General features: G+C 69.4%; 19 protein-coding genes. 12 read left to right on the top strand and 7 right to left on the bottom strand.

Features of this window, described 5'->3' with window-relative positions; translation table 11 throughout:
* Positions 1-64: 64 nt before the first annotated feature.
* On the bottom strand, positions 65-3,820 hold the full coding sequence (locus NE857_RS10800; protein WP_254420869.1) for a bifunctional glycosyltransferase/CDP-glycerol:glycerophosphate glycerophosphotransferase: 3,756 nt from the start codon (positions 3,818-3,820) through the stop codon (positions 65-67).
* A 347-nt stretch (positions 3,821-4,167) separates the two neighbouring features.
* Between NE857_RS10800 and NE857_RS10795 the strand changes: the two genes are divergently transcribed.
* The 7 genes from NE857_RS10795 to NE857_RS10765 all read left to right on the top strand — a co-directional run bounded on the left by NE857_RS10795 (position 4,168) and on the right by NE857_RS10765 (position 8,699).
* Positions 4,168-4,539, top strand: a complete 372-nt coding sequence (locus NE857_RS10795; protein ID WP_254420868.1) for a DUF6703 family protein — start codon at positions 4,168-4,170, stop codon at positions 4,537-4,539.
* A gap of 73 nt (positions 4,540-4,612) precedes the next feature.
* Positions 4,613-5,464, top strand: a complete 852-nt coding sequence (locus NE857_RS10790) for a metal ABC transporter ATP-binding protein (RefSeq protein ID WP_254420867.1) — start codon at positions 4,613-4,615, stop codon at positions 5,462-5,464.
* Complete coding sequence (locus NE857_RS10785) at positions 5,457-6,359, top strand: metal ABC transporter permease (protein ID WP_254420866.1); 903 nt, start codon at positions 5,457-5,459, stop codon at positions 6,357-6,359. The genes NE857_RS10790 and NE857_RS10785 overlap by 8 nt, the downstream gene beginning before the upstream one ends.
* Positions 6,356-6,748 (top strand): Fur family transcriptional regulator, encoded by a 393-nt coding sequence (locus NE857_RS10780; protein ID WP_254420865.1) that lies wholly within the window; start codon positions 6,356-6,358, stop codon positions 6,746-6,748. The genes NE857_RS10785 and NE857_RS10780 overlap by 4 nt, the downstream gene beginning before the upstream one ends.
* 227 nt (positions 6,749-6,975) lie before the next feature.
* A complete protein-coding gene (gene sph, locus NE857_RS10775; RefSeq protein WP_254420864.1) occupies positions 6,976-7,959 on the top strand; it encodes a sphingomyelin phosphodiesterase in 984 nt (327 codons plus the stop codon).
* A 156-nt stretch (positions 7,960-8,115) separates the two neighbouring features.
* Entirely contained in the window at positions 8,116-8,343 is a 228-nt protein-coding gene (locus tag NE857_RS10770) for a hypothetical protein (protein WP_017579637.1), read from the top strand.
* A complete protein-coding gene (locus tag NE857_RS10765) occupies positions 8,340-8,699 on the top strand; it encodes a hypothetical protein (protein ID WP_254420863.1) in 360 nt (119 codons plus the stop codon). The genes NE857_RS10770 and NE857_RS10765 overlap by 4 nt, the downstream gene beginning before the upstream one ends.
* A 57-nt stretch (positions 8,700-8,756) precedes the next feature.
* Here the strand turns inward: NE857_RS10765 and NE857_RS10760 are convergent, their stop codons facing one another.
* The 4 genes from NE857_RS10760 to recO all read right to left on the bottom strand — a co-directional run bounded on the left by NE857_RS10760 (position 8,757) and on the right by recO (position 12,115).
* Positions 8,757-9,599, bottom strand: coding sequence for an SGNH/GDSL hydrolase family protein (locus NE857_RS10760; protein ID WP_254420862.1), 843 nt, complete (start codon positions 9,597-9,599; stop codon positions 8,757-8,759).
* A gap of 127 nt (positions 9,600-9,726) precedes the next feature.
* On the bottom strand, positions 9,727-10,560 hold the full coding sequence (locus tag NE857_RS10755) for an SGNH/GDSL hydrolase family protein (protein ID WP_017579634.1): 834 nt from the start codon (positions 10,558-10,560) through the stop codon (positions 9,727-9,729).
* Positions 10,560-11,387, bottom strand: a complete 828-nt coding sequence (locus NE857_RS10750; protein WP_254420861.1) for an isoprenyl transferase — start codon at positions 11,385-11,387, stop codon at positions 10,560-10,562. The genes NE857_RS10755 and NE857_RS10750 overlap by 1 nt, the downstream gene beginning before the upstream one ends.
* Positions 11,384-12,115, bottom strand: coding sequence for a DNA repair protein RecO (recO, locus tag NE857_RS10745; RefSeq protein WP_026116359.1), 732 nt, complete (start codon positions 12,113-12,115; stop codon positions 11,384-11,386). Before recO ends, NE857_RS10750 begins: the two co-directional genes overlap by 4 nt.
* A 515-nt stretch (positions 12,116-12,630) precedes the next feature.
* Between recO and NE857_RS10740 the strand changes: the two genes are divergently transcribed.
* The 3 genes from NE857_RS10740 (at position 12,631) to NE857_RS10730 (ending at position 14,834) form a co-directional block, all read left to right on the top strand.
* Complete coding sequence (locus NE857_RS10740; RefSeq protein ID WP_254420860.1) at positions 12,631-13,395, top strand: CAP domain-containing protein; 765 nt, start codon at positions 12,631-12,633, stop codon at positions 13,393-13,395.
* Between the two features lie 229 nt (positions 13,396-13,624).
* Positions 13,625-14,068, top strand: a complete 444-nt coding sequence (locus tag NE857_RS10735) for a GNAT family N-acetyltransferase (protein WP_254420859.1) — start codon at positions 13,625-13,627, stop codon at positions 14,066-14,068.
* Between the two features lie 55 nt (positions 14,069-14,123).
* On the top strand, positions 14,124-14,834 hold the full coding sequence (locus tag NE857_RS10730; RefSeq protein ID WP_254420858.1) for a DUF2625 family protein: 711 nt from the start codon (positions 14,124-14,126) through the stop codon (positions 14,832-14,834).
* Positions 14,835-14,979: 145 nt separating this feature from the next.
* Here NE857_RS10730 and leuA read toward each other — a convergent pair whose 3' ends face one another.
* On the bottom strand, positions 14,980-16,680 hold the full coding sequence (gene leuA, locus NE857_RS10725; RefSeq protein WP_254420857.1) for a 2-isopropylmalate synthase: 1,701 nt from the start codon (positions 16,678-16,680) through the stop codon (positions 14,980-14,982).
* A 751-nt stretch (positions 16,681-17,431) separates the two neighbouring features.
* On the opposite strand from leuA, the gene NE857_RS10720 reads away from it, so the two are divergent.
* The gene (locus NE857_RS10720; RefSeq protein ID WP_254420856.1) at positions 17,432-17,647 is read left to right on the top strand and encodes a type II toxin-antitoxin system VapB family antitoxin; all 216 of its coding nucleotides are present in this window, start codon (positions 17,432-17,434) and stop codon (positions 17,645-17,647) included.
* The gene (locus NE857_RS10715) at positions 17,644-18,048 is read left to right on the top strand and encodes a PIN domain nuclease (protein ID WP_254420855.1); all 405 of its coding nucleotides are present in this window, start codon (positions 17,644-17,646) and stop codon (positions 18,046-18,048) included. Before NE857_RS10720 ends, NE857_RS10715 begins: the two co-directional genes overlap by 4 nt.
* Positions 18,049-18,270: 222 nt before the next feature.
* Here the strand turns inward: NE857_RS10715 and gcl are convergent, their stop codons facing one another.
* Complete coding sequence (gene gcl / locus NE857_RS10710) at positions 18,271-19,986, bottom strand: glyoxylate carboligase (protein ID WP_254420854.1); 1,716 nt, start codon at positions 19,984-19,986, stop codon at positions 18,271-18,273.
* Positions 19,987-20,216: the final 230 nt, after the last annotated feature.

The raw sequence follows: 20,216 nt of genomic DNA, 5'->3' as shown, positions 1-20,216 counted from the left end.
GCAGACGACGGAGCGGGCCGCCCCCGGTGGTGCTCGGGGACGGCCCGCGACGACTATCGGTTGTCTAGTCCTTGCCGAAGACCCGGTCCACGACCCTGGCCGACGCGCGGCCGTCGTCCAGGGGGCAGAACTGGTCCACGAAGGACCGATACGAGGCGCTGCTCTTCTCCGCGACCTCGTCGATGTCCAGCAGGGCACCGATGACGTCGTCCGAGCGGGTCAGCAGCGGCCCCGGCGCGGTCTCCTCGAAGTCGAAGTAGAACCCGCGCAGGTTGTCCCGGTAGCTCTCCAGGTCGTAGGTGAAGAAGAGCATGGGCCGACCGGTGTTGGCGAAGTCGAACATCATCGACGAGTAGTCCGTGACGAGCACGTCGGTGATCAGGAAGAGCTCCTGGATCTCCGGGTACAGGGACACGTCGTAGACGAAGTCCTCCCCCACGATCGGGACGCTGTCCACCACGCGCGGGTGGCGGCGCACCAGCAGCACGTGGTCGTCACCGAGCTTCTCGTACATCCGGCGCAGGTCCAGGTGCAGATCAAGCTTGTGCTTGCCGCGCGTGTAGTACTTGTCGTCGCGCCAGGTGGGCGCGTACAGCACCACCTTCTTGCCCTCGGGCAGGCCGAGCAGGCGCCGGGTGCGTTCGGCGATCGCCTCGCGGTCCGGTGCGAAGAAGATGTCGTTGCGCGGGTAACCGGTCTCCAGGACCTCGCCCTCGAACCTGAAGGCGCTGCGCAGGATCGGAGTCGCCCAGGGGCTCGGCGAGACCAGGTAGTCCCACTGCCGGGTCTCCCACGCGAGCTTGTCGAAGTAGTCGCGCGACTTGCCGCGGATGTTCTCCACGTCGAAGCCGATCCGCTTGAGCATCGACCCGTGCCAGGTCTGCACGACCACCTGGTCCGGGTGGCGGTGGAACCACGCGGGCTGGCGGGAGTTGCTCACCAGGTACCGGCTGCGGGCCAGTTCCCGGTAGTACTCCTCGCCCTTGTGCCGAACCGGGGTGAGGTCGTCCGGCAGTCGGACCTGCCCGTCGGCGACCAGCCATGACATCGGGTAGTCGGCCCACCTGTCCCGCTTGCGCAGCTCGGCGTAGACGCTCTGCGGGCTGTCGGAGTACTGGCGCCCGGTGTAGGTGTCGAAGAGGATGCCCTCGGTGATCTCCTTCGCCCGCTGGGCCGGGTAGAAGGTCTCCCGGAGCTCGCGCTGGGCGAAGGTGCCGCGCTCGGCGGGGCGCAGGTCGGTACCGACCTGCAGCACCGGGATGCCGCGCCCCTGGTAGGAGAGCGTGTAGGCGCGCTCGGGGCTCTCGGTCTCCAGCGGCAGCCCGTGGATGAGGGTGTCGTCGAACTCCACACCCACGTCCACGCCGGCCACGTCCGCGCCGGTTACCTCGGCGCCCTCCGCTCCCTTGGTCTTCTCGGCGGGATCCTCCCTGACCCGGCCCCACAGCTGGTAGGTGCCGGTCGACAGGGAGAGCTCACCGGACAGGGTGGCGATGCGGGAGGGGTCGAACCGGGCCGTGAAGCGGTTTCCGGAACGCTCCACGGTGAGTTCGTGCTCCTCGTCCCGGCCCCGCGCCTTGGCGACGATGTTCAGGTCCACACCGGAGGGGAAGTCCCCGCCCAGGACCAGGACGCGCTCCTGCCACTCGGCGCGGTCGACCACCGGCCGGGCCCGACCCGCGCGCAGCCTGAGGTGGCCGGTGAAGGTGCGCTGGACGGCCAGCTGCTGCTGGGCGCCCTCGGAGTCGTAGGCGGTGGTCTCGACGTCCTCGGGCAGAACGAGCGGGAGGGTGCGCTGGTCGTCGGTGACCAGGTGGGCGTCCCACTCCTCCTGCCGGATCACCCCGCCGCACTCGCTGAGGCTGCGGGCGAAGAGCTCCTCACCGCTGATCCTGGCGTCGAAGCGGCCGCCCTGGATGGTGACCGGGTAGCTGAGCTGGGCCGTGCCCGGGCGCCGGACCAGCCGGAGCTCGGTGGCCTCGGCCGCGGGCGCGGACAGCAGCTCGCCGCTCAGGGACAGTTCAGCGGTCCGGGGGTCGAAGTGGTGCTCGGTGACCCGTACGCGCGCCGGTTCGACCGCGATGACCAGGTGCTTGTCCTTGTTCCACTGCGGGCGGATCCACACGTCGTCGCCCACGCTCTGGTAGCCGGGGCGCTCGGGCGGCCCGGCCACCGGACTGGACACGATGCGGCGCCGGGCCAGGCTGCGGTTGAACACCACGAGCTCGACCTTCCACTCGCCCGGTACCCAGCCCCCCGAGGTGCGCAGGCGGCGCGGGTCCACGACGACGGTGAAGCCGCCGTAGTCGTGCCGGGCGGAGTCGGGCAGGTCGGGCAGGCGGTACTCGGCGGCCAGGCGGGTACGCACCGGGACGCGGACGCGGCGCTTGGTGGCGGTGTTGACCACGAAGGCGATCGCGTGCTGCTGCCAGCGCTTGCGCGCCCGCAGGTTGCGGATGCCGAACCGGCCGCTGATGTGCAGGCGGCCGTTCTCCCAGCGGATGTCCTCGGTCTTCTGCCGGACCTTGATCTCGTCCTCGAGGCGGTAGATCTCCCGGGGCACGGCCTTGTCCGGGTCCTTGGCGCCGAAGAACGGATAGCGAATGTAGTAGCCCAGCCCCTGCCGGACGACAGTGGCTTTCTTGATCTCCACGCTCTTGGCGAAGGTCGCGACCTCCAGCACGTCGGCCAGGCGCCGTTTGCGCACCAGGTGGAGCAGCAGGCGGTCCAGCACGTTGAGGCCGCGCAGGAGGGCGTTGGGGACCTCGTCGAGGTAGGTGTTCAGCAGCTCGATGGCGGTCTCGCGGACCTGCTCGTCGGCGTCGTCGAGCCGTAGGAGCATGCGGTGGAGTTCGCCCTGGAGGCGGATACGGTGCCACTGCTCGCGGTCGGCGCTGGTGAGCTCGGCGGAGAGTTCGCGCATGAGAGTGATGCGCCGGGTGAGTACCGCGCTGTCCAGGGGGATGCCCGCGCTCTCGCGTTCGCGCATCAGCAGGACCGGTGCGGGCAGGACGTCGACGGCCCGGGCGAGCAGCGTGGCCCGGCCGAGGGCGAGGTCGGTGTCCTCCGGGGCGATGTCGAGGTCGGGCAGGGAGTCCCAGAACTCCTTGCGCCAGAGCCGGTTGCCCAGGGTGGCGTCGGCCACCAGTCCGGGCACGGAGCGGGGGTCCTCCGCCAGCCGGTGGCGGCCGAACTTCCTGTGCGCCTTGGAGGGCGCGGCACCCAGTTCGTTGAACTGGTGGACGTTGCCGACGACCAGGTCCGAGCGGGTGTCCGCCGCGCTGCGCACCAGGTAGGCCAGGGCGTAGGCGGTGAGCGCGTCGGAGCCGGTGAGGAAGAGCAGGTGGCTGCCGGTGGCCGCGGCACCACCCAGGGAACGCGCCTCGGGGTGGTTCGGGGCCGGTTCGCCGGACAGCAGGGTGACGCTGAGCCCGGCGGGCGGCGCCTGAGCGAAGGCCGCGGCGGTGGCCAGGCCGTCCTCGCGGGCGGACTCGACGGCCTCGTCGCCCTGGTCGTTCTCCTCGGGGCGGGGCGCGTCGGGGTCGGGGAGGGTTCCCTCCTCGTCCCCGTTGTCGCCGTTCTCGCCGTTCTCCCCGTTGGCTCCCTGATCAGCGGAGCCGGGTTCGGCGAGCGCCGGTCTCGGGGCGCCGTTGGTGGTGCGGACCGGGACGAGGACGACCTCGATGTCCGGCCGTAGGGCACCGTCGGGCGCCGCGTCCCCGCCCTGGGTCTCGTCACGTTGACGGGCCAGGGAGTCGAGGCAGTTCTGCAAGTGTGGTTCGGTGACGTCGAACGTCACGACAACTGTGGGTTCGGGCACGGAAATTGACACCCTCCGGAGGGTTCGTCGCTTGCACGACGTGCGGGCACCGTGGTGCGGACGGTCCGCGTTGATCAGACGGCCAGTAACTGAATGTAGGCGGTTCCTGACCCGTCTCGTGTCAAACCCGGAACAGAAGGGGATGCGGGTGCGAGGGGGGATCGCGCGGCGGTGTCACGCTGCTGCCGCGCCTTCACCCGGCGCTGTGCCAGGTCCCTGCACTAGGGTCAGATCCAACGTTTCAAGGATTATCACAGGCGCTGGGGCGCGGTTCGCACACCTGAGGGCCCTCATCAGGCCCGGGCGGAGTACACAGCGCCGGGACACAGGAAGAGGAACGGGCGGCGATGGCCTCTCCCGAGCACGAGGACGAACGACGACGAGCCGGGCAGGGACGCCCCCTTCCCCTGGGTGACAGCCTTCTCACACCGGGCGCCGGGCGGTTGCGCCGCGAGGTCGAGCAGCGCAGCGCGGTACCCCTGGTCTGGTTGCACCAGCGGCCGCGGTGGATACCGCCGGTGATCTTGGGAGCACTGTTCATCGCGGGGCTGATGGCCCCCGGCCCACTGGGCGCGCTGTGTCTGCTGCTGGTGGCGGTGTTCTTCCTGTGGCTGGCCTACCTCACCTGGCCCTCCCTGACCCGGCAGCAGCGGGTGCCCCGCGTGCTGATGATGCTGGTGGTGCTGGTCTTGGCCATGGCCCGGATGCTGGGTTTCTGAGGGGCGGGCCTCTGAGGGACAGGACACCCCCGTTAATTTTGACAACCATTTTCGTTTTCGCCATAATGAAGCAGTGTCTGCCCAGTTCACGGAGGACGGGGCCCCGAGCCCCGAGACCCCGCCCGCCTTCCAGGCCATCGAAGCGCGAGTCGCCTACGACGGCGTTCCCGTCCTCGACGACCTCAGCCTCGAGATACCCGTGGGTCAGACCATGGCCGTCCTCGGACCCAACGGTTCGGGCAAGTCCACCCTGATGCGCGCGATGCTCGGCATCGTCCCCCTCAGCTCCGGCGAGATCCTCGTACACGGCACGCCGCTGCGCCGGTTCCGGGACTGGAAGCGGATCGGCTACGTGCCTCAGCGGCTCACCGCCGGGGGCGCCGTGCCCGCCACCGTGCGCGAGATCGTCGCCTCCGGGCAGGTCGCCAGGCGCCGCCGGCTCTCCTGGCCGACCCGGGCCGACCGCGCTGCCGTCGACGAGGCCCTGGCCGCCGTGGACCTGTCCGACCGGGCCGGTAGCGCCGTGCGCGAGCTCTCCGGCGGCCAGCAGCAGCGGGTGCTGATCGCCCGCGCGCTCGCCGGGCGGCCCGACACCTTCGTGATGGACGAGCCCATGGCCGGGGTGGACGCCGAGAACCAGCGCGCACTGGCCAAGGCCATCGCCCGCCTGCGCGACCACGGCAGCACCGTGGTCCTGGTCCTGCACGAGTTGGGCCCGCTGGAAGAGGTCATCGAGCGCTCGGTGGTGTTGGACCACGGCCGGATCGTGCACGACGGCACAGCGCCAGAGGCCACCGGGGAGTGCGCGCGTCCCGGACACGAGCACCAGCACCCCCACCCCGACCCCAACGACCCCGATCCGCACGCCGCGCCCACTGCCGCGCCGTCGGAGATGATCAGACTCGAGGTGCCCCGCCGTGACTGAGCTGCTCCAGTACGAGTTCATGCGGCGCGCGCTGATCGCCGCGGTGCTGGTCGGCCTGGTCACCCCGATCATCGGCACCTTCCTGGTCCAGCGGCGGCTCGCCCTGCTGGGTGACGGCATCGGCCACATCGCCCTGACCGGCGTGGCCCTGGGCCTGCTCACCAGCACTTCGCCGGTGCTCACCGCGGCCGTCGTGGCCACCGCGGGCGCCATCGTGATGGAGCTGGTCCGGGTGCGCACGCGTACCAGCGGCGACGTGGCGCTGGCGCTGCTGTTCTACGGCGGTATCGCGGGCGGTGTGCTGCTCATCGGGATGACCCCGGGGGCGAGCAACGCCACCCTGACCTCCTACCTGTTCGGCTCGGTGAGCACCGTTGGCGAGCAGGACATCTGGATCGTGGGTGTGCTGGCGGTCGGCGTGATCGCGGTGCTGGCGGTGTTCGGCCGCGAGCTGTTCGTGCTGTGTCAGGACGAGGAGGTGGCCAGGGCGCACGGCCTCCCGGTCCGTTTCCTGAGCATCCTGCTGGCGGTGACCGCCGCGCTGACCGTGGTGATCGCGATGCGGGTGGTGGGTGTGCTGATGGTGAGCGCGCTGATGATCGTCCCGGTCGCCGCCGCCCAGCAGCTGAGCCGAAGCTTCCGGGTGACGATGGGGTTGGCGATCCTGATCGGGCTGCTCTCCTCGCTCGGCGGCCTGACCACGGCCTTCTACTCCGACCTCTCGCCGGGCGCCACGATCGTGCTGCTCGCCCTGGCGTTCTTCTGCCTCGCCGTGCTCGTCGGCGGGGTCCTGCGCCGCCTGACCAAGCGGCGCCCACCGGCCCCCCTGCATCCCGTTGCGGAGGGCCCGGCGGATACGATGCCCCAGACTGATCGGGGGAGGGTGACACCATGAGTACACGACGCGACGCGGTTCGCCAGGCGCTGACCGAGTCCTCCGGTTTCCGTAGCGCGCAGGACCTTTACGCGGACCTGCGGGCCGACGGATCGAAGATCGGCCTGACCACGGTCTACCGGGCGCTGCAGGCGCTGAGCGACTCCGGCGAGGTGGACGTGCTGCGCACCGACGACGGCGAGGCCGTCTACCGTGCGTGCGACACCGAGAGCCACCACCATCACCTGGTGTGCCGTTCGTGCTCCACTGCCGTGGAGATCGAGGGCCCCACCGTGGAGAAGTGGGCCGCCGAGGTGGGGGCCCAGCACGGATTCACCGGGGTGACCCACACCGTCGAGGTGTTCGGCACCTGCGGGAACTGCTCCCTGCGCACCGCGCAGCGGGCCTGACCGACGACATCCGGGCCTCGCGCACACCTTTTCGTTTCACGGTGTGTGCGGGGTCTTCGTCGTCTGTGATAGCTGTGGCGTGCGCGGGCCCGTGGGACTGGTGCGCCCGAGTGAACTACACAGCGTCAGGGACCCTGACGCACGGAAACCGGCGTGCACGTGGTCTCCACCCGATGGTTACCCGCTGGTAGTCATGCTGTGCGGTGGCTGGGCCAGGCTTTGTGTTCGTGTACAGACGAACAACGGCGGCGCTGCTGTCCGCGCTGCTCATCTCCCCGCTCCTGTCCGCCTCCCCCGCCTCCGCCGAACCGGGCCCCTCCGTCCAGCAGGACGCGGCCCACCCCCGCATCGTCACCCACAACGCCTTCCTGCTGCCCAAGGCCCTCTACCCGAACTGGGGCCAGGACATCCGCGCCGACCTGACCGTCCAGGACGGCCTCCTCTCCGGTCAGGACGTGGTGGTCCTGCAGGAACTGTTCGAGAACTCCAGCGCCGAACGCCTGCGCTCGGGACTGGCCGAGGAGTACCCGCACGGCACACCCGTCCTGGGCCGCTCCACCTCCGGCTGGGACCACACCACCGGTTTCCGGCACGAGACCGTCACCAACGGCGGTGTGAGCGTGCACAGCGTCTGGCCGGTCCTGCGCGCCGAACAGCACGTGTTCTCCCGCGCCTGCGGGGCCGACTGGTTCTCCAACAAGGGCTTCGCCTACGTGGAGCTGGAGACCCCCGAAGGCCCGCTGCACGTGGTGGGCACGCACATGCAGTCCGAGGACAGCGCCTGCGCCGACGGCGAGGACGAGAGCGTCCGCGAGGCCCAGCTGGACCAGATCGTCGCGCTGCTGGACGAGAAGGCCATCCCCGACGACGAGCGGATCTACGTGGCCGGTGACCTGAACATCGTGGGCGGCAGCGCCGAATGGGACCGGGCGGTCAAGCGGCTCGACGCCGTGGAGCCGGCCTACACCGGCGACGCGATCTCCTGGGACCCCACCACCAACTCGATCGCCGCCTACGACTACCCCGACTGGGACCCGCAGCAGCTGGACCACGTCCTGCCCGTCCGCAACGGCGCGGCCCCGCGGTCCTACGTCAACGAGACGCGGGCCGTGAAGAGCGAACCCTGGACGGTCCGCTCCTGGGGCCGCGACTACACCTATGACGACTACTCCGACCACTACCCGGTCTTCGGCGCCGCTCCCGCCGTCTGACCGGCCCTGAACGCACGCCCGGAGGACCCCGCCGTCGGCGGGGTCCTCCGTCCTTTTCCGGCGGCCCGTCCCGTTTCTCCGCACACGACGGCTAGGGTGCGCACAGTCACTCTCGACAGAACCGCCGCCGATGAGCGAATCTGGGAAGGATTCCCGTTGGGTTACTGGAGGAAGCATCCGAGGAAGGAGGGCGAGGAGGCGCTCCGGCAGATCTCGGACCTCGGATGGCGGATCGAGAATCCGCCCACCTACTACACGATCAAGTGCCCGTGCGGTAACCACCAGAGACAGGTGCACCTGACACCCGCCAACCCGAACTACTGGAATCAGACCGTACGCTTCGTCAGACGAGTGTGCCGGCCCGAGCAGAAGGAGGACGTGTGAGCGCGAGGAAGGCCACCCAGCTCTCCCTCCAGTTCCAACTGGCCGCGGCGCCCGCGACCACCCCGGAGATGTTCCACGCCCACGGCGAGGCCGTGATGCGCGAACTGCTCGAACTCGAGAGGCTGAACTCCGACTTCACCGACTCCACCGTGAGCACCGACGCCGCCGAGCGGAGCATCACCGTGGAGATCCTGCTCCTGGACGAGACGGATCCGACCCGGGTGCTGGGCCGGGGCCTGGACCTCGTCCGCACGGCGATCCACGCGGCGGGCGGTTCCACACGCAACTGGCCGGTCAGCCCTCTGCCGAGCAAGGTCAACATGGCCACCACCCAGAACCTGACCCCGACCGGCTGAGTAGGCCCGGCCCCACACACGTGTGCGGCCCCCGGTGTCGAGGGCCGCACGGCGTGGTCAGTGGTGATCCCGGCTCTGCGGCGGGTCGCAGCGTTCCAGGGTGGGGCGTTTGGCGTGGACGCCGTCGCCCGAGGAACGGCCGGTGAGGCGGCGGTGGATCCACGGGACGAGGAACTCGCGGGCCCAGTGCAGGTCCTCCTGGCGGGCGGCGCGCCAGTCGCGGGGCGCGGGGGGCGGCCAGGGCTCGTTCCAGTCGCCGTCGACCGGGATGTCCAGGACCTCGCACACGCGCAGGGCCAGGCGCCGGTGGCCCTCCGAAGACAGGTGGAGGCGGTCCCAGTTCCAGGCGTGCGCGTCCGAGAAGATCTTCATGCTCCACACGTCGACGACGTCGCAGCCGTACTTGTCGGCGACGGCGCGCATGTGCATGTTGTAGGTGGCGATCTTGCCGCGCAGGTGGCGCATGACCGGCTGCCAGTTGGTGTCGAAGCCGGTGAAGATGAGCACCCGGGCTCCGGTGGCGCGCAGGTCGGCGATCATCGACTCGAAGATCTCGACGACCTGGTCGGGGTCGCTGCCCGGGCGGATGATGTCGTTGCCGCCCGCGCAGACGGTGATGAGGTCGGGCTTCATCTCGACCGCACGCGGCACCTGCTCGTCGCGGATCTGCGCGATGAGGCGCCCGCGGATGGCGAGGTTGGCGTAGCGGACCTCGGGCACGTGGTCGGCGAGGTGTTCCGCCACGCGGTCGGCCCAGCCTCGATAGCGGCCGTTGGGCACGCTGTCGCTGTCCGGGTAGTGGTCGCTCATGCCCTCGGTGAAGCTGTCCCCGAGGGCGACGTAGGACAGAATGTCCTTGCTTTTCAGGTCACCGGGAGATCCGGTCGGCACACCGCTCATGGTGTTCGATGATGCTACTCAAGGCCCTGGTTACGCGACAGTAGGTAGATGGTTTGTCGCTTTTTGGGGTTGAGCTCACACCATGGGCGGTGTGCCCGGAAACCTCGCGCCAGACGCGGCTGCGGCGTCAGCGGTCCTTGGTGAGCGGGGTGAGCTCGGGGCGCTTGGCGGTCACCGTGTCACCCGAGGACTTACCGGTGAGCCTGCGCCCGATCCACGGCCCCAGGGACTCCTTGACCCAGTGCAGGTCGTCCCGGCGCGCCTCGGTCCAGCTGACCGGGTCCGCCTCGGGCCAGGGCGCGTCCCAGCGCTCCTCGGTGGGCACGCCCAGGACCTCGGCCACGCGCAGGGCGAGGCGTCGGTGGCCCTCCGGGGACATGTGCAACCGGTCCTCGTCCCAGGCACGGGAGTCCGTGAGCACGTCCATGGACCACTGGTCGACCAGGAAGCAGTCGTGCTTGTCGGCGATCGCGCGCACGTTCATGTAGTAGCGCGCGAACAGGCCGATGGTGCCGCGCATGTAGCCCGTGGCCACGTTCACGCCGGTGAAGAGCACGACCTGACTGCCCTTGGCGCGCAGGCGACCCACCGTGTGGTCCAGGATCTTGGCCAGGCGCTCGGGGTCGCCGGCGGGGCGCAGCAGGTCGTTGCCGCCCGCGCACAGGGTGACCAGGTCCGGAGCCATCTCCAGGGCGGGCGGGACCTGGTCGGTGACGATCTGGCGGATGAGCTTGCCGCGCACGGCGAGGTTGGCGTACTCGATCCCGCCCGTGTGGTCGGCCAGGTGCTCGGCCAGCCGGTCCGCCCAGCCGCGGAAGACACCGCCGCCGTCCGGGTAGGGGTCGCCCACGCCCTCGGTGAAGCTGTCACCGAGCGAGGCGAGCGTCATCCCGGGCCTGATCAGCGGGGACTCCGACCCCGTGGAGTCCGCGGCCTTCTGCGAGCCGTTGCCTTCGGCCATCACTTCTTCTCCTCCTCCACCGGGTTGGGTACTGCCCCGCCGTAGCGGCGGTCCCGGCTCGCGTACATCTCACAGGCTCGCCACAGGTCGCGGCGGTCGAAGTCGGGCCAGAGCGTCTCCAGGAAGACGAACTCGGCGTAGGCGGACTGCCAGAGAAGGAAGTTGGACAGCCGCTGCTCACCCGAGGAGCGCACGAACAGGTCCACCGGCGGGACGTCCGGGGCGTACAGGTGCTGGGAGAGGGTGTCCTCGGTGATCTTCTCCGGGGAGATCTGCCCGGCGGCGGCCTGCCTGGCCAGCTCGCGCGCGGCGTCCACGATCTCGGCCTGTCCGCCGTAGTTCACACAGAACTGGAGGGTGAGCCCGGTGTTGTCCTTGGTCATCTCCTCCGCGTCCTTGAGCTCCTTGATGACGCTCTTCCAGAGCATCCCGGAGCGTCCGGCCCACTTGACGCGCACGCCGCGGGCGTGCAGCTCGTCTCGGCGGTTGCGGATGGTGTCGCGGTTGAAACCGAGGAGGAAGCGCACCTCGTCGGGCGAGCGCTTCCAGTTCTCGGTGGAGAAGGCGTAGGCCGACAGATGGGGGACGCCCATCTCCAGGGCGCCCTCGATCACGTCGAAGAGCGAGGACTCGCCGGCCTTGTGGCCCTCGGTGCGCGGCAGGCCGCGTTCCTTCGCCCAACGGCCGTTGCCGTCCATGACCACGGCCACGTGGCGGGGCACCAGGTCGGCGGGGAGCCGCGGGGGCCGGGCCCCGCTGGGGTGCGGGACGGGCGGGGTGTAGTCCCGCTCGCGCCGCTTACCGTTGTCGAAGCTGAACAGACTCAAGAACGCTCCACATGGCGCAGTGATCGGATTCCGTTTTCCAGGTGCCACTGTAGGTAGGCCGCGACCAGCCCGCTGCACTCGGAGCGGTACTTGCCGTCGCTGGCGTCCGCGCTGTCCCAGTCGCCCCCGAGCAGCGCCGACATGAGTCGGAGCGTGTCCGGTGAGGGGTGCGTGGAACCGTGGGGACGGCACACCGAGCAGACCATACCGCCGGCGTGGACCGCGAACGCACGGTGCTCCCCCCGGCTGCCGCAGCGGGCGCACTCGGTCAGGGCCGGGGCGTACCCGGCCACGGACAGGGACCGGAGGAGGTAGGCGTCCAGGACCAGCCGGGAGTCGTGGCTTCCCTCTCCCAGGGTACGCAGGGCGCCGATGAGCAGGAGGAACTGGCGTAGGGCCGGGTCCTTCTCCACGGCGACGATCTTCTCGGCGGTCTCCAGCATCGCGGTGGCGGCGGTGTAGCGGGCGTAGTCGGACACGACCGCGGCCCCGTAGGAGCGCACGGTCTCGGCCTGGGTGATGACGTCCAGGGTCCGGCCGGTGTGCAGCTGGAGGTCGACGTGGGTGCACGGCTCCAGCCGGGCGCCGAAGCGCGACTTGGTGCGGCGCACGCCCTTGCCGACGGCGCGCACCAGCCCGGTGCGGCGGGTCAGGAGGGTGACGATGCGGTCGGCCTCGCCCAGCTTCTGGTTGCGCAGGACTACGCCTTCGTCGCGGTAGAGACTCACGGTCCCATTGTCGCGGATGGCACCGACCGTCCCGTGCGGTCCGGTACGGACCACCGACGCGGGTTTCCCGGTGTCCCGACGACGCGCACCACCCTGAACTGGTTTATTACGGTTTGGATTCCCTTTTTCGGATATTTGCTCTACTCTCACGCGCTAGGGCCTGATGGTTTCGGTCCCGCCGCCCCTCCCCCGCGGCTTTGACGACCGAGACCGTAAACCTGGCCCGATCCACACGAAGCCACTGATTTCTCACGTGGCCATGGGCACGGGAAGACCCGACCCGGGGAAGACCCACCCCGGCGGCGGAACCCCGTCGGGAGCCGAGGTCCCCGACCACCCCGCAGGGGTGCCCGAACTATTCCCCACCCGGCACGGAAGGCAGAGCGATATGGCGCGAGGTCGCCGAGGCAGGCGCAGAATGAGCGCTCGCGAACAGCGCTCGCGAACAGCGCTCGGACCACGAGGAACCACGTAGGAAGGGCAAGAAGGCCAGGAAGGTCCCGCTGGTCGCCGCGATGGCCGCGATCCCGGTGGGCCTGACCCTGGCCGGGGCCCTGGTGCTCTCCGGAGTCGGTAACGAGGCGGACCCCGCGGACGGCACGACCGCCGCTGGTGTCGGCGAGGTGGGCGGCGCGATCAGCGACGACTCCAACGCTCCCGACACGGCCGCCGACGACGACTTCTTCGAGCCGCCCACCGACGCGCCCGAAGCCGCCGAACCCCAGGGGGACAACGGCCCGCAGAGCACCGCGGTCACCGCTTCCTCGTCCACCGAGGGCTCCGAAGACTCCGGGGCCGAGGAGGACGCGGGCAACCGCGGCGATGGCGGCAGCGGAGGCGGAGGCAACGGCTCCGGTGGTGGGAACGGTGGCGGCGGCAACGGGGGCGGTGGCGGCGGCAACCAGGCCGCCGGCGGTCCCAGCGCCTCGGCCGTGGTGACCCTGGTCAACAGCGAGCGCGCCGCGAACGGCTGCGGCCCGCTGCGCGTGGACGACCGGCTGACGGCTGCCGCCCAAGAGCACAGCGAGGACATGGACGCCCGTAACTACATGGCGCACGAGAGCCCCGACGGCGAGGGCCCGGGCGATCGTGCGAGCAGGCACGGGTACGACTCCTGGGGCGCCGAGAACGTCGCGAAGGGTCAGCGCACCGCCGACCAGGTCATGGACGCGTGGATGAACAGCCCCGGTCACCGGGCCAACATCCTCAACTGCGGCCTGGTCGCCATCGGTGTCGGCGAGGCCAACTTCGCCTGGACCCAGAAGTTCGGCTGGGAGTAGTCAGCACAGGCTGGCAGGGACACCGGAGGAACAGCGAGAGCGGACCGCATCCCCGACGGGGGTGCGGCCCGCTCTCGTCATGCCGGGCGGGCGGACCGAGCATCTCCGGTACGAACCGCCCAGCCCCGAAGGGGCGAGGAGAGTGTGCCGGTGATTGCCAGGAGCAGGTCGAGAAGGAACCGCCAGCCGGGTGACCAGCGCCACAGAACGGATGGCTAGAGTGCTTCGGGTGAGCATCGAGATCCGGCCCGCGACCGGCACCGACCTACCCCACGTCCTGCGACTCCTCGGCGAGATGTACCCGGAGGACCCCGTGCTGTCAGCGGCTCGGTCCGCCCGGATCTGGGCGGAGATCGAGGCGCAGAGCGGCAGATCCATGCTGGTTGCGCAGGACCACTCGGGTGATCTGTTGGGCACTGTGGACTGCGTGGTCATGCCGAACCTGAGCCGGGGCGGTCGACCGCGCCTGGTCATGGAGAACCTGATCGTGTCCGAGTCCCACCGCCGCCGGGGTGTGGGCCGCCTGCTCATGACCGAGGTGCGGTGGACCGCCGAGCGGGAGGGCTGCTACAAGATCCAGTTCCTCGCCGCCGAGGACGCCTACGTGCACACTTTCTACCGCTCCTGCGGCTTCTCGCAGTGGAAGGGCGGCGGGTTCTACCTGTACCTGTGATCCCCTGCCTCTGGCTCCGGTCCACGGCGTCACCCGGGGGTGGAAGGATGCGCTCATGCGAGAACTGAGCGAACTCGTCGACGTCCAGCACCGCGCATGGCCGGAGCTGAGCCGGATGTTCGAGGCCGGCCCCCTTGATGTGCGGGTGCTGCCGCCAGATCCTGAACACCCGGGACGATGCCTGCTGCGGGTCCAGGTGGGTGCGGGGTCCTTCCTCGGCGCGGTCGCCTTGGAGTCCAGCGGGATCCTGGTGGACGGCGGTTGGCTGCGGGTGCACGGCGGCGGTTGCGCCGACCTGCCCGGGCTGGACCGGGTCAACGGCATGACCGGCGAGATCGGGGACGTGCGCCCGGCGCGGCTGGTGGTGGCGCACGACGTGATCGGCGGGGTCTTCGCCCTCAACGGGCCGGAGACCGAGGCCCTGGGCTGGCCGGGAGCCCCTGGCGAGATGGTCTACTTCGCACCGGACAGCCTGGAGTGGGAACCCCTCGGCACCGGCTGCTCAGGGTGGTGGGAGCGGCTGTTGGCGGGCCACCTGACCGAGTTCTACGAGGGCCTGCGCTGGCCGGGCTGGCGAGCGGAGACCGCGAACCTGCCCCCGTCGACGGGTGTCACGGTGTACCCGTTCCTGTGGTCAGCCGAAGCTCAGTCGGACCTGGCCGCGACCACCCGGACACCCGCTCCGGTGGCCGAGCTGGTCGGAGCGAACCTGGAGTTCTGCTCGTCCCTGGGTCTTCCCGCCCCGGGGCCGCTGGGTTCCTTCTGAGTGTCCGTCCGGCACACGGGACGGGGCCCGCGACGCGGGCTGGATCTCCAGCCGTGGTCGCGGGCCCCGTTCGTTCGGTGCCAGGGGCAGCCGGTCGCGGCGGGCCAATCGCCGCGATTCGGGTGTGTGGTTCAGGTGGTGCGGGTCAGGCGCGGCCGATAGCGCTGCACATGGCCTTCAGCGAGGCCGTGGTGATGCTGCTGTGGATTCCCACGCCCCACACCGTCTTACCGTCGATCTCGGCCTCCACGTAGGCGGCGGCACGGGCGTTGCCGTCCTCGCCCATGGAGTGCTCCACGTAGTCGATGACCCGGACCTTGACGTCCACGTCGGCCAGGGCGTCACCGAAGGCCGAGATGGGGCCGTTGCCGGTGCCCTTCAGCTCGCGGATCTCACCGTTGACGCGGGCGTCGGCCTCGATCGTGTAGGTGCCGTCCTCGGCGGTGCTGGAGCGGTGCGCCAGAACCGCGACCGGACCGGCCTCGGCCAGGTAGGTGTCGGAGAAGACGTCCCAGATCTTCTCGGCCTGGAACTCGCCGCCATCGGTGTCCATGTGGCCCTGGATGACCTGGGAGAACTCGATCTGCAGGCGGCGCGGCAGGTCCAGCGAGTGGTCGCGCTGCATGATGTAGGAGACGCCGCCCTTGCCGGACTGGCTGTTGACCCGGATGACCGCCTCGTAGTTGCGGCCCACGTCCTTGGGGTCGATGGGCAGGTACGGGACGTCCCACGGGTAGTCCTCGACGGCCTTGCCCGCTTCTTCGGCTCGGGCGTCCAGGTCGGTGAAGCCCTTCTTGATGGCGTCCTGGTGGGAGCCGGAGAAGGCCGTGTAGACCAGGTCGCCGCCGTAGGGGTGGCGGGGTGCGACCGGCAGCTGGGTGCAGTGCTCGACCGTGCGGCGGATCTCGTCGATGTCGGAGAAGTCGATCTTGGGGTCCACGCCCTGGCTGAACAGGTTCATGCCCAGGGTGATGAGGCAGACGTTGCCGGTGCGCTCGCCGTGGCCGAACAGGCAGCCCTCGACGCGGTCGGCACCGCCCATGACGGCCAGTTCGGCGGAGGCCACCCCGGTGCCGCGGTCGTTGTGCGGGTGCACGGACAGGACCACGTGCTCGCGCCGCGACAGGTTGCGGCTCATCCACTCGATCTGGTCGGCGTAGACGTTGGGCGTGGAGCGCTCGACGGTGGCGGGCAGGTTCAGGATGATCTCGCGGCCCGGGCCGGGCTGCCAGACGTCCATGACGGCCTCGCAGACCTCCAGGGCGAAGTCCAGCTCGGTGTCGACGAAGATCTCCGGCGAGTACTCGTAGCCGAAGTACTCGGTGTCACCCAGGTACTGCTCGGCGAAGCGCATCACGTGGCGGGTGCCCTCGACCGCGATGTTCTTGCAGGCCTCGCGGTCGACCCGGAAGACGACACGGCGGAAGGTGGGCGCGGTGGCGTTGTACAGGTGCACGGTGGAGCGCTTGGCGCCGACCAGGCTCTGCACGGTGCGCTCGATCAGGTCCTCGCGCGCCTGGGTCAGTACGGAGATCTGTACGTCGTCGGGGATCAGGTCGTCCTCGATCAGCGACCGGACGAAGTCGAAGTCGGTCTGGCTGGCGGAGGGGAAGCCGACCTCGATCTCCTTGTAGCCCATCTTGACCAGCAGCTGGAAGATCTCGTGCTTGCGCGCGGAGTCCATCGGCTCGATCAGTGCCTGGTTGCCGTCACGCAGGTCGGTGGACAGCCAGCGGGGCGCTTCGGTGATGGTCTTCGTGGGCCAGGTACGGTCCGGCAGGTCCACCGGAGCGAAGGGCTCGTAACGGTGGAACGGCATGGGGCTGGGCTTCTGCTGCGGCACCATAACGGTGTGGCTCCTCGGGAAAAGTGTGGCGCGTGATGTCGTGGTCGACACGGCAAGCCGAAGTCCCGCGGCGAGGGGCCGACCTTTTAACGATCCCCGCCGCGGCCACTAAGAAGGAGGAGCTCGCGCAGCATAACGATCGTTACGCTAGCAGACCGGTGACGGAATTCGGTACCCGCTGTCCACATGATGGGACACCCCTCGCTGAACTGCGGCGATTCGCACGCTTCCTGCGGATTTTAGATGATCGTTCAAAACAGGTACCTCGACTTCAAGATACAGCCGGGAGCGGTTACCCTGGAGGCGAACCCTTCAGTGCTAGGGGGGTCATACGGATTCCGTCGGCGGGACCCAGGGTGCGGCCAACACCCGAGGCCTCGGCAGGCAGGTAAGCCCTACCGCCGCAGAGCCGGTACCGCCGACGGAGATCCTTTCCAACGCCCGCCCCCGGAGCCAGGGGGCGGGCGTTTCTCTTGTCCGCTACCTACGCACCCGCTGTCATCTGGCGCTTGGGACCGTCAGGCCATCAGGCCCAGTCGTGCCCGCGCCAATGCCAGGCGTTCCACCCCGACACGCGCGCGGCGTGCGGGGCGGGCGTCCGAGTAGCCGCTCGATCTCCACCGGGAGCCTGAGTGCCGAGATGATCGCCTCCGTGGTTGCCATGCAAGTACAGCGCTCACCTCGGGCCGCCCGTCAGGACACTTGTTTGCATATACTTCAAGAGCATCCGTATATACAAGGAGGTTCTGCGATGAGCAAGGTCCTGATCGACATCGACGACGAGGCTCTGGCCCGGGCTTCTGAAATCCTCGGTACCAAGACCAAGAAGGACACGGTCAACACCGCCCTCCAGGAAACCGTGCGCAGACTGGACAGAGCCGCTGCCCTGGCTGAGATGCGTGAACTCGTGACCGAAGGCGGCGTGGACCTCGAGGTGCTGGATGACAAGCGGGAGTACCGCCGGTGAGCCCAGCCGTCTACCTAGTGGACACCAGCGCACTCGCCCGGATCTACAGCAACCCTGAAGGAAACGAGGAATGGGACCACGCCCTCATCCACGGCACAGTGGCGGTCTGTCCCATCACCGAACTCGAGTTCCTCTACAGCGCGCGCTCCGACAGACACCGAGAGCAGATGGTTCACCTGCTCAACCGCATGCTGCTTCCGGTTGGCCTGGGTGAGGAACACTTCGCCCGCGCCTGGGAAGTCCAGCGTCTCCTCACTGCCAGAGGCGAGCACCGCAGCGCGGGCCCGGTAGACCTGTTGGTTGCCGCCTGCGCCGAGATGCACGGACTCACTCTGCTACACGATGACAACGACTTCGAGACGATCGCCCGCATCACCGGGCAGAAGGTCCGCCGGATCTGAATCCGTGCTGGAGCGCGAGAAACCGAGGGGCGGCACTGAGCCAGCGAAGAACGTTACCGCCCCTCGGGGTTGGTGGAGGCCCCCTCCTGCCGGTCGCGGAGGGGGCCTGAGCCACGGGGTCGGGGTGCAGGTCCGACCCCGTGGCCGTCTGTGGCGGGTCCGGGCCCCGATGACGCGCCCGGACCCGATGAACTCACCGGGCTTCGCGGAGAACCGCGCGGGTTACTCGCCGGGGACCGGCTCGAACTCCTTCACCGCGTTGATCGCCGGGCCGTGCGGGGTGTTGGCCTCGCGCTCGATCATGATCTCGACGAGCACCGGGCGGGAGGTGGTCTGCGCCTGCTTGCGCGCCCACTCCAGGGACTCCCGGATCTCCGAGGGCTCCCAGACGCGGCGGCCGGAACAGCCGTAGGCCTCCATCAGCTTCACGCTGTCGGTGCCGTACTCGTCGTAGTGGATGTCCACCTGGTAGTTCATGTCGAACGGGATCGACGCCTGGCGGATCAGGCCCAGGTACTCGTTGTTGAGCATGATGATCACGTACGGCACGTTGTACTGCGCCGCGACCGCCAGCTCCTCGACCATGTACTGGAAGCCGTAGTCGCCGACGATGCCGACCACCTCGGCGTCCGGCTCGGTGTTCTTCAGCGCCTTCTTGACGCCGATGGCCGCCGGGATCTCCCAGCCGAGCGGGCCCGCCTGGCCGCAGATCTGGTAGTGGCGCGGCTTGTACGCCTTCTGGTGCTGGCCGCCCCAGATCTGGTAGAGGCCGATGGCGGTGACGAAGTAGGTGTCCTCGTCGAAGACCTCGTTGATCTCCTTGTAGACGCGGGGCGCCTTCACGGGAACGGTGTCGAAGTCCTCGCGGCGGGTCAGGGTGGACTTGAGCTCGTTGACGCGTTCGATCCACGCGCCGACCTTCGCCGTGGCCTTGCGGCGCTTGGCGGCGGCCAGCAGCTCCTGGACGAACAGCTTGGCGTCGGAGACCACGCCCAGGTCGGGCTCGAAGACCCGGCCGATCTGGGTGGCCTCGATGTCCACGTGGATGAACTTGCGCTCACCGCGGTAGACGTCGATCTGGCCGGTGTGGCGGTCGGCGAAGCGCGCACCCACGGCCAGGACCAGGTCCGACTCCAGGAAGGAGGCGTTGCCGTAGCGCTGGGAGGTCTGGACGCCGGTCATGCCGGAGTACAGGGGCGAGTCCTCGTCGAAGGAGCCCTTGCCCATGAGGGTGACCTGGACCGGGACCTGGAGGTAGTCGGCCAGCTCGCGCAGGTCGTCGGAGGCCTCGGCCAGGATCACGCCGCCGCCGGCGAGGATGAGCGGGCGTTCGGCCGCCAGCAGCAGGTCCAGGGCCTTCTCGACCCGGGTCAGGTGCGGCTCGACCGTGTTGATCTTGAGCGCGGCGTCCAGCTCGGGGTCGTAGTCGATGATCTTCTGGGCGACGTCCACCGGGATGTCGATCAGGACCGGGCCGGGACGACCCTCCTGGGCGATCCGGAAGGCCTCGCGGAAGATCCACGGGGCGGTGGCCGCCTCCTTGATCTGCACGGCCCACTTGGTGACGGGCTTGGCGATCTCGACGATGTCGACCGCCTGGAAGCCCTCCTTGTCCAGCAGGTCGGTGCGCTGCTGGCCGGTGATGCACACGATCGGGACCGAGTCCGCGATGGCGGTGTACAAGCCGGTGATCATGTTGGTTCCGGCGGGACCGGAGGTGCCGATGGCCACGCCGACCTTGCCGGTCGTACGCGACCAGCCGTCGGCCATGTGGGTGGCGCCCTCCTCGTGGCGGACGGTCAGGTGCTCGATGCCGCCGACGTCCTCCATCGCCTTGTAGAGGGGGAGGATCGCGGCGCCGGGGCAGCCGAAGGCGGTGTCGACGCCCTCGTCCTTGAGAACCTCCACGACGGCGTTCATCGCGGGCATTTTCGCCATGGGAGCGAACCCTTCAGTGCTGGGGTGGCTGGGGTGCCGGGGGGCGTCCTGGCTGGGCGGACGTCCCCCGGCCATCCAGAGATGAGTGCTAGGGGTGGGGCGGCGCGCTCGTCCGCCTCCCGGGTGGGCCACCACCCGGGGACGACGCGACGTCCCGGTCATACGGACTGCTGTGGCTGGGGAAACCGCTGGTGTTGCTCTGCTGCGGGTACTGCGGTGCGGCCGGGGTC

Origin of the sequence: Nocardiopsis exhalans (genome assembly GCF_024134545.1) — a bacterium.
In the GTDB taxonomy this organism is placed as follows: domain Bacteria; phylum Actinomycetota; class Actinomycetes; order Streptosporangiales; family Streptosporangiaceae; genus Nocardiopsis; species Nocardiopsis exhalans.
This window is presented reverse-complemented; position numbering and strand designations above follow the sequence as displayed.

Bases quoted from the DNA above. Each gene is read 5' to 3' on its own strand.
- NE857_RS10780 (WP_254420865.1), top strand. From the start codon at position 6,356: ATGAGTACACGACGCGACGCGGTTCGCCAGGCGCTGACCGAGTCCTCC.
- leuA (WP_254420857.1), bottom strand. From the start codon at position 16,680: ATGGTGCCGCAGCAGAAGCCCAGCCCCATGCCGTTCCACCGTTACGAG.
- NE857_RS10755 (WP_017579634.1), bottom strand. From the start codon at position 10,560: ATGGCCGAAGGCAACGGCTCGCAGAAGGCCGCGGACTCCACGGGGTCG.
- NE857_RS10795 (WP_254420868.1), top strand. From the start codon at position 4,168: ATGGCCTCTCCCGAGCACGAGGACGAACGACGACGAGCCGGGCAGGGA.
- gcl (WP_254420854.1), bottom strand. From the start codon at position 19,986: ATGGCGAAAATGCCCGCGATGAACGCCGTCGTGGAGGTTCTCAAGGAC.
- NE857_RS10720 (WP_254420856.1), top strand. From the start codon at position 17,432: ATGAGCAAGGTCCTGATCGACATCGACGACGAGGCTCTGGCCCGGGCT.
- NE857_RS10740 (WP_254420860.1), top strand. From the start codon at position 12,631: ATGGCCGCGATCCCGGTGGGCCTGACCCTGGCCGGGGCCCTGGTGCTC.
- NE857_RS10760 (WP_254420862.1), bottom strand. From the start codon at position 9,599: ATGAGCGGTGTGCCGACCGGATCTCCCGGTGACCTGAAAAGCAAGGAC.
- NE857_RS10730 (WP_254420858.1), top strand. From the start codon at position 14,124: ATGCGAGAACTGAGCGAACTCGTCGACGTCCAGCACCGCGCATGGCCG.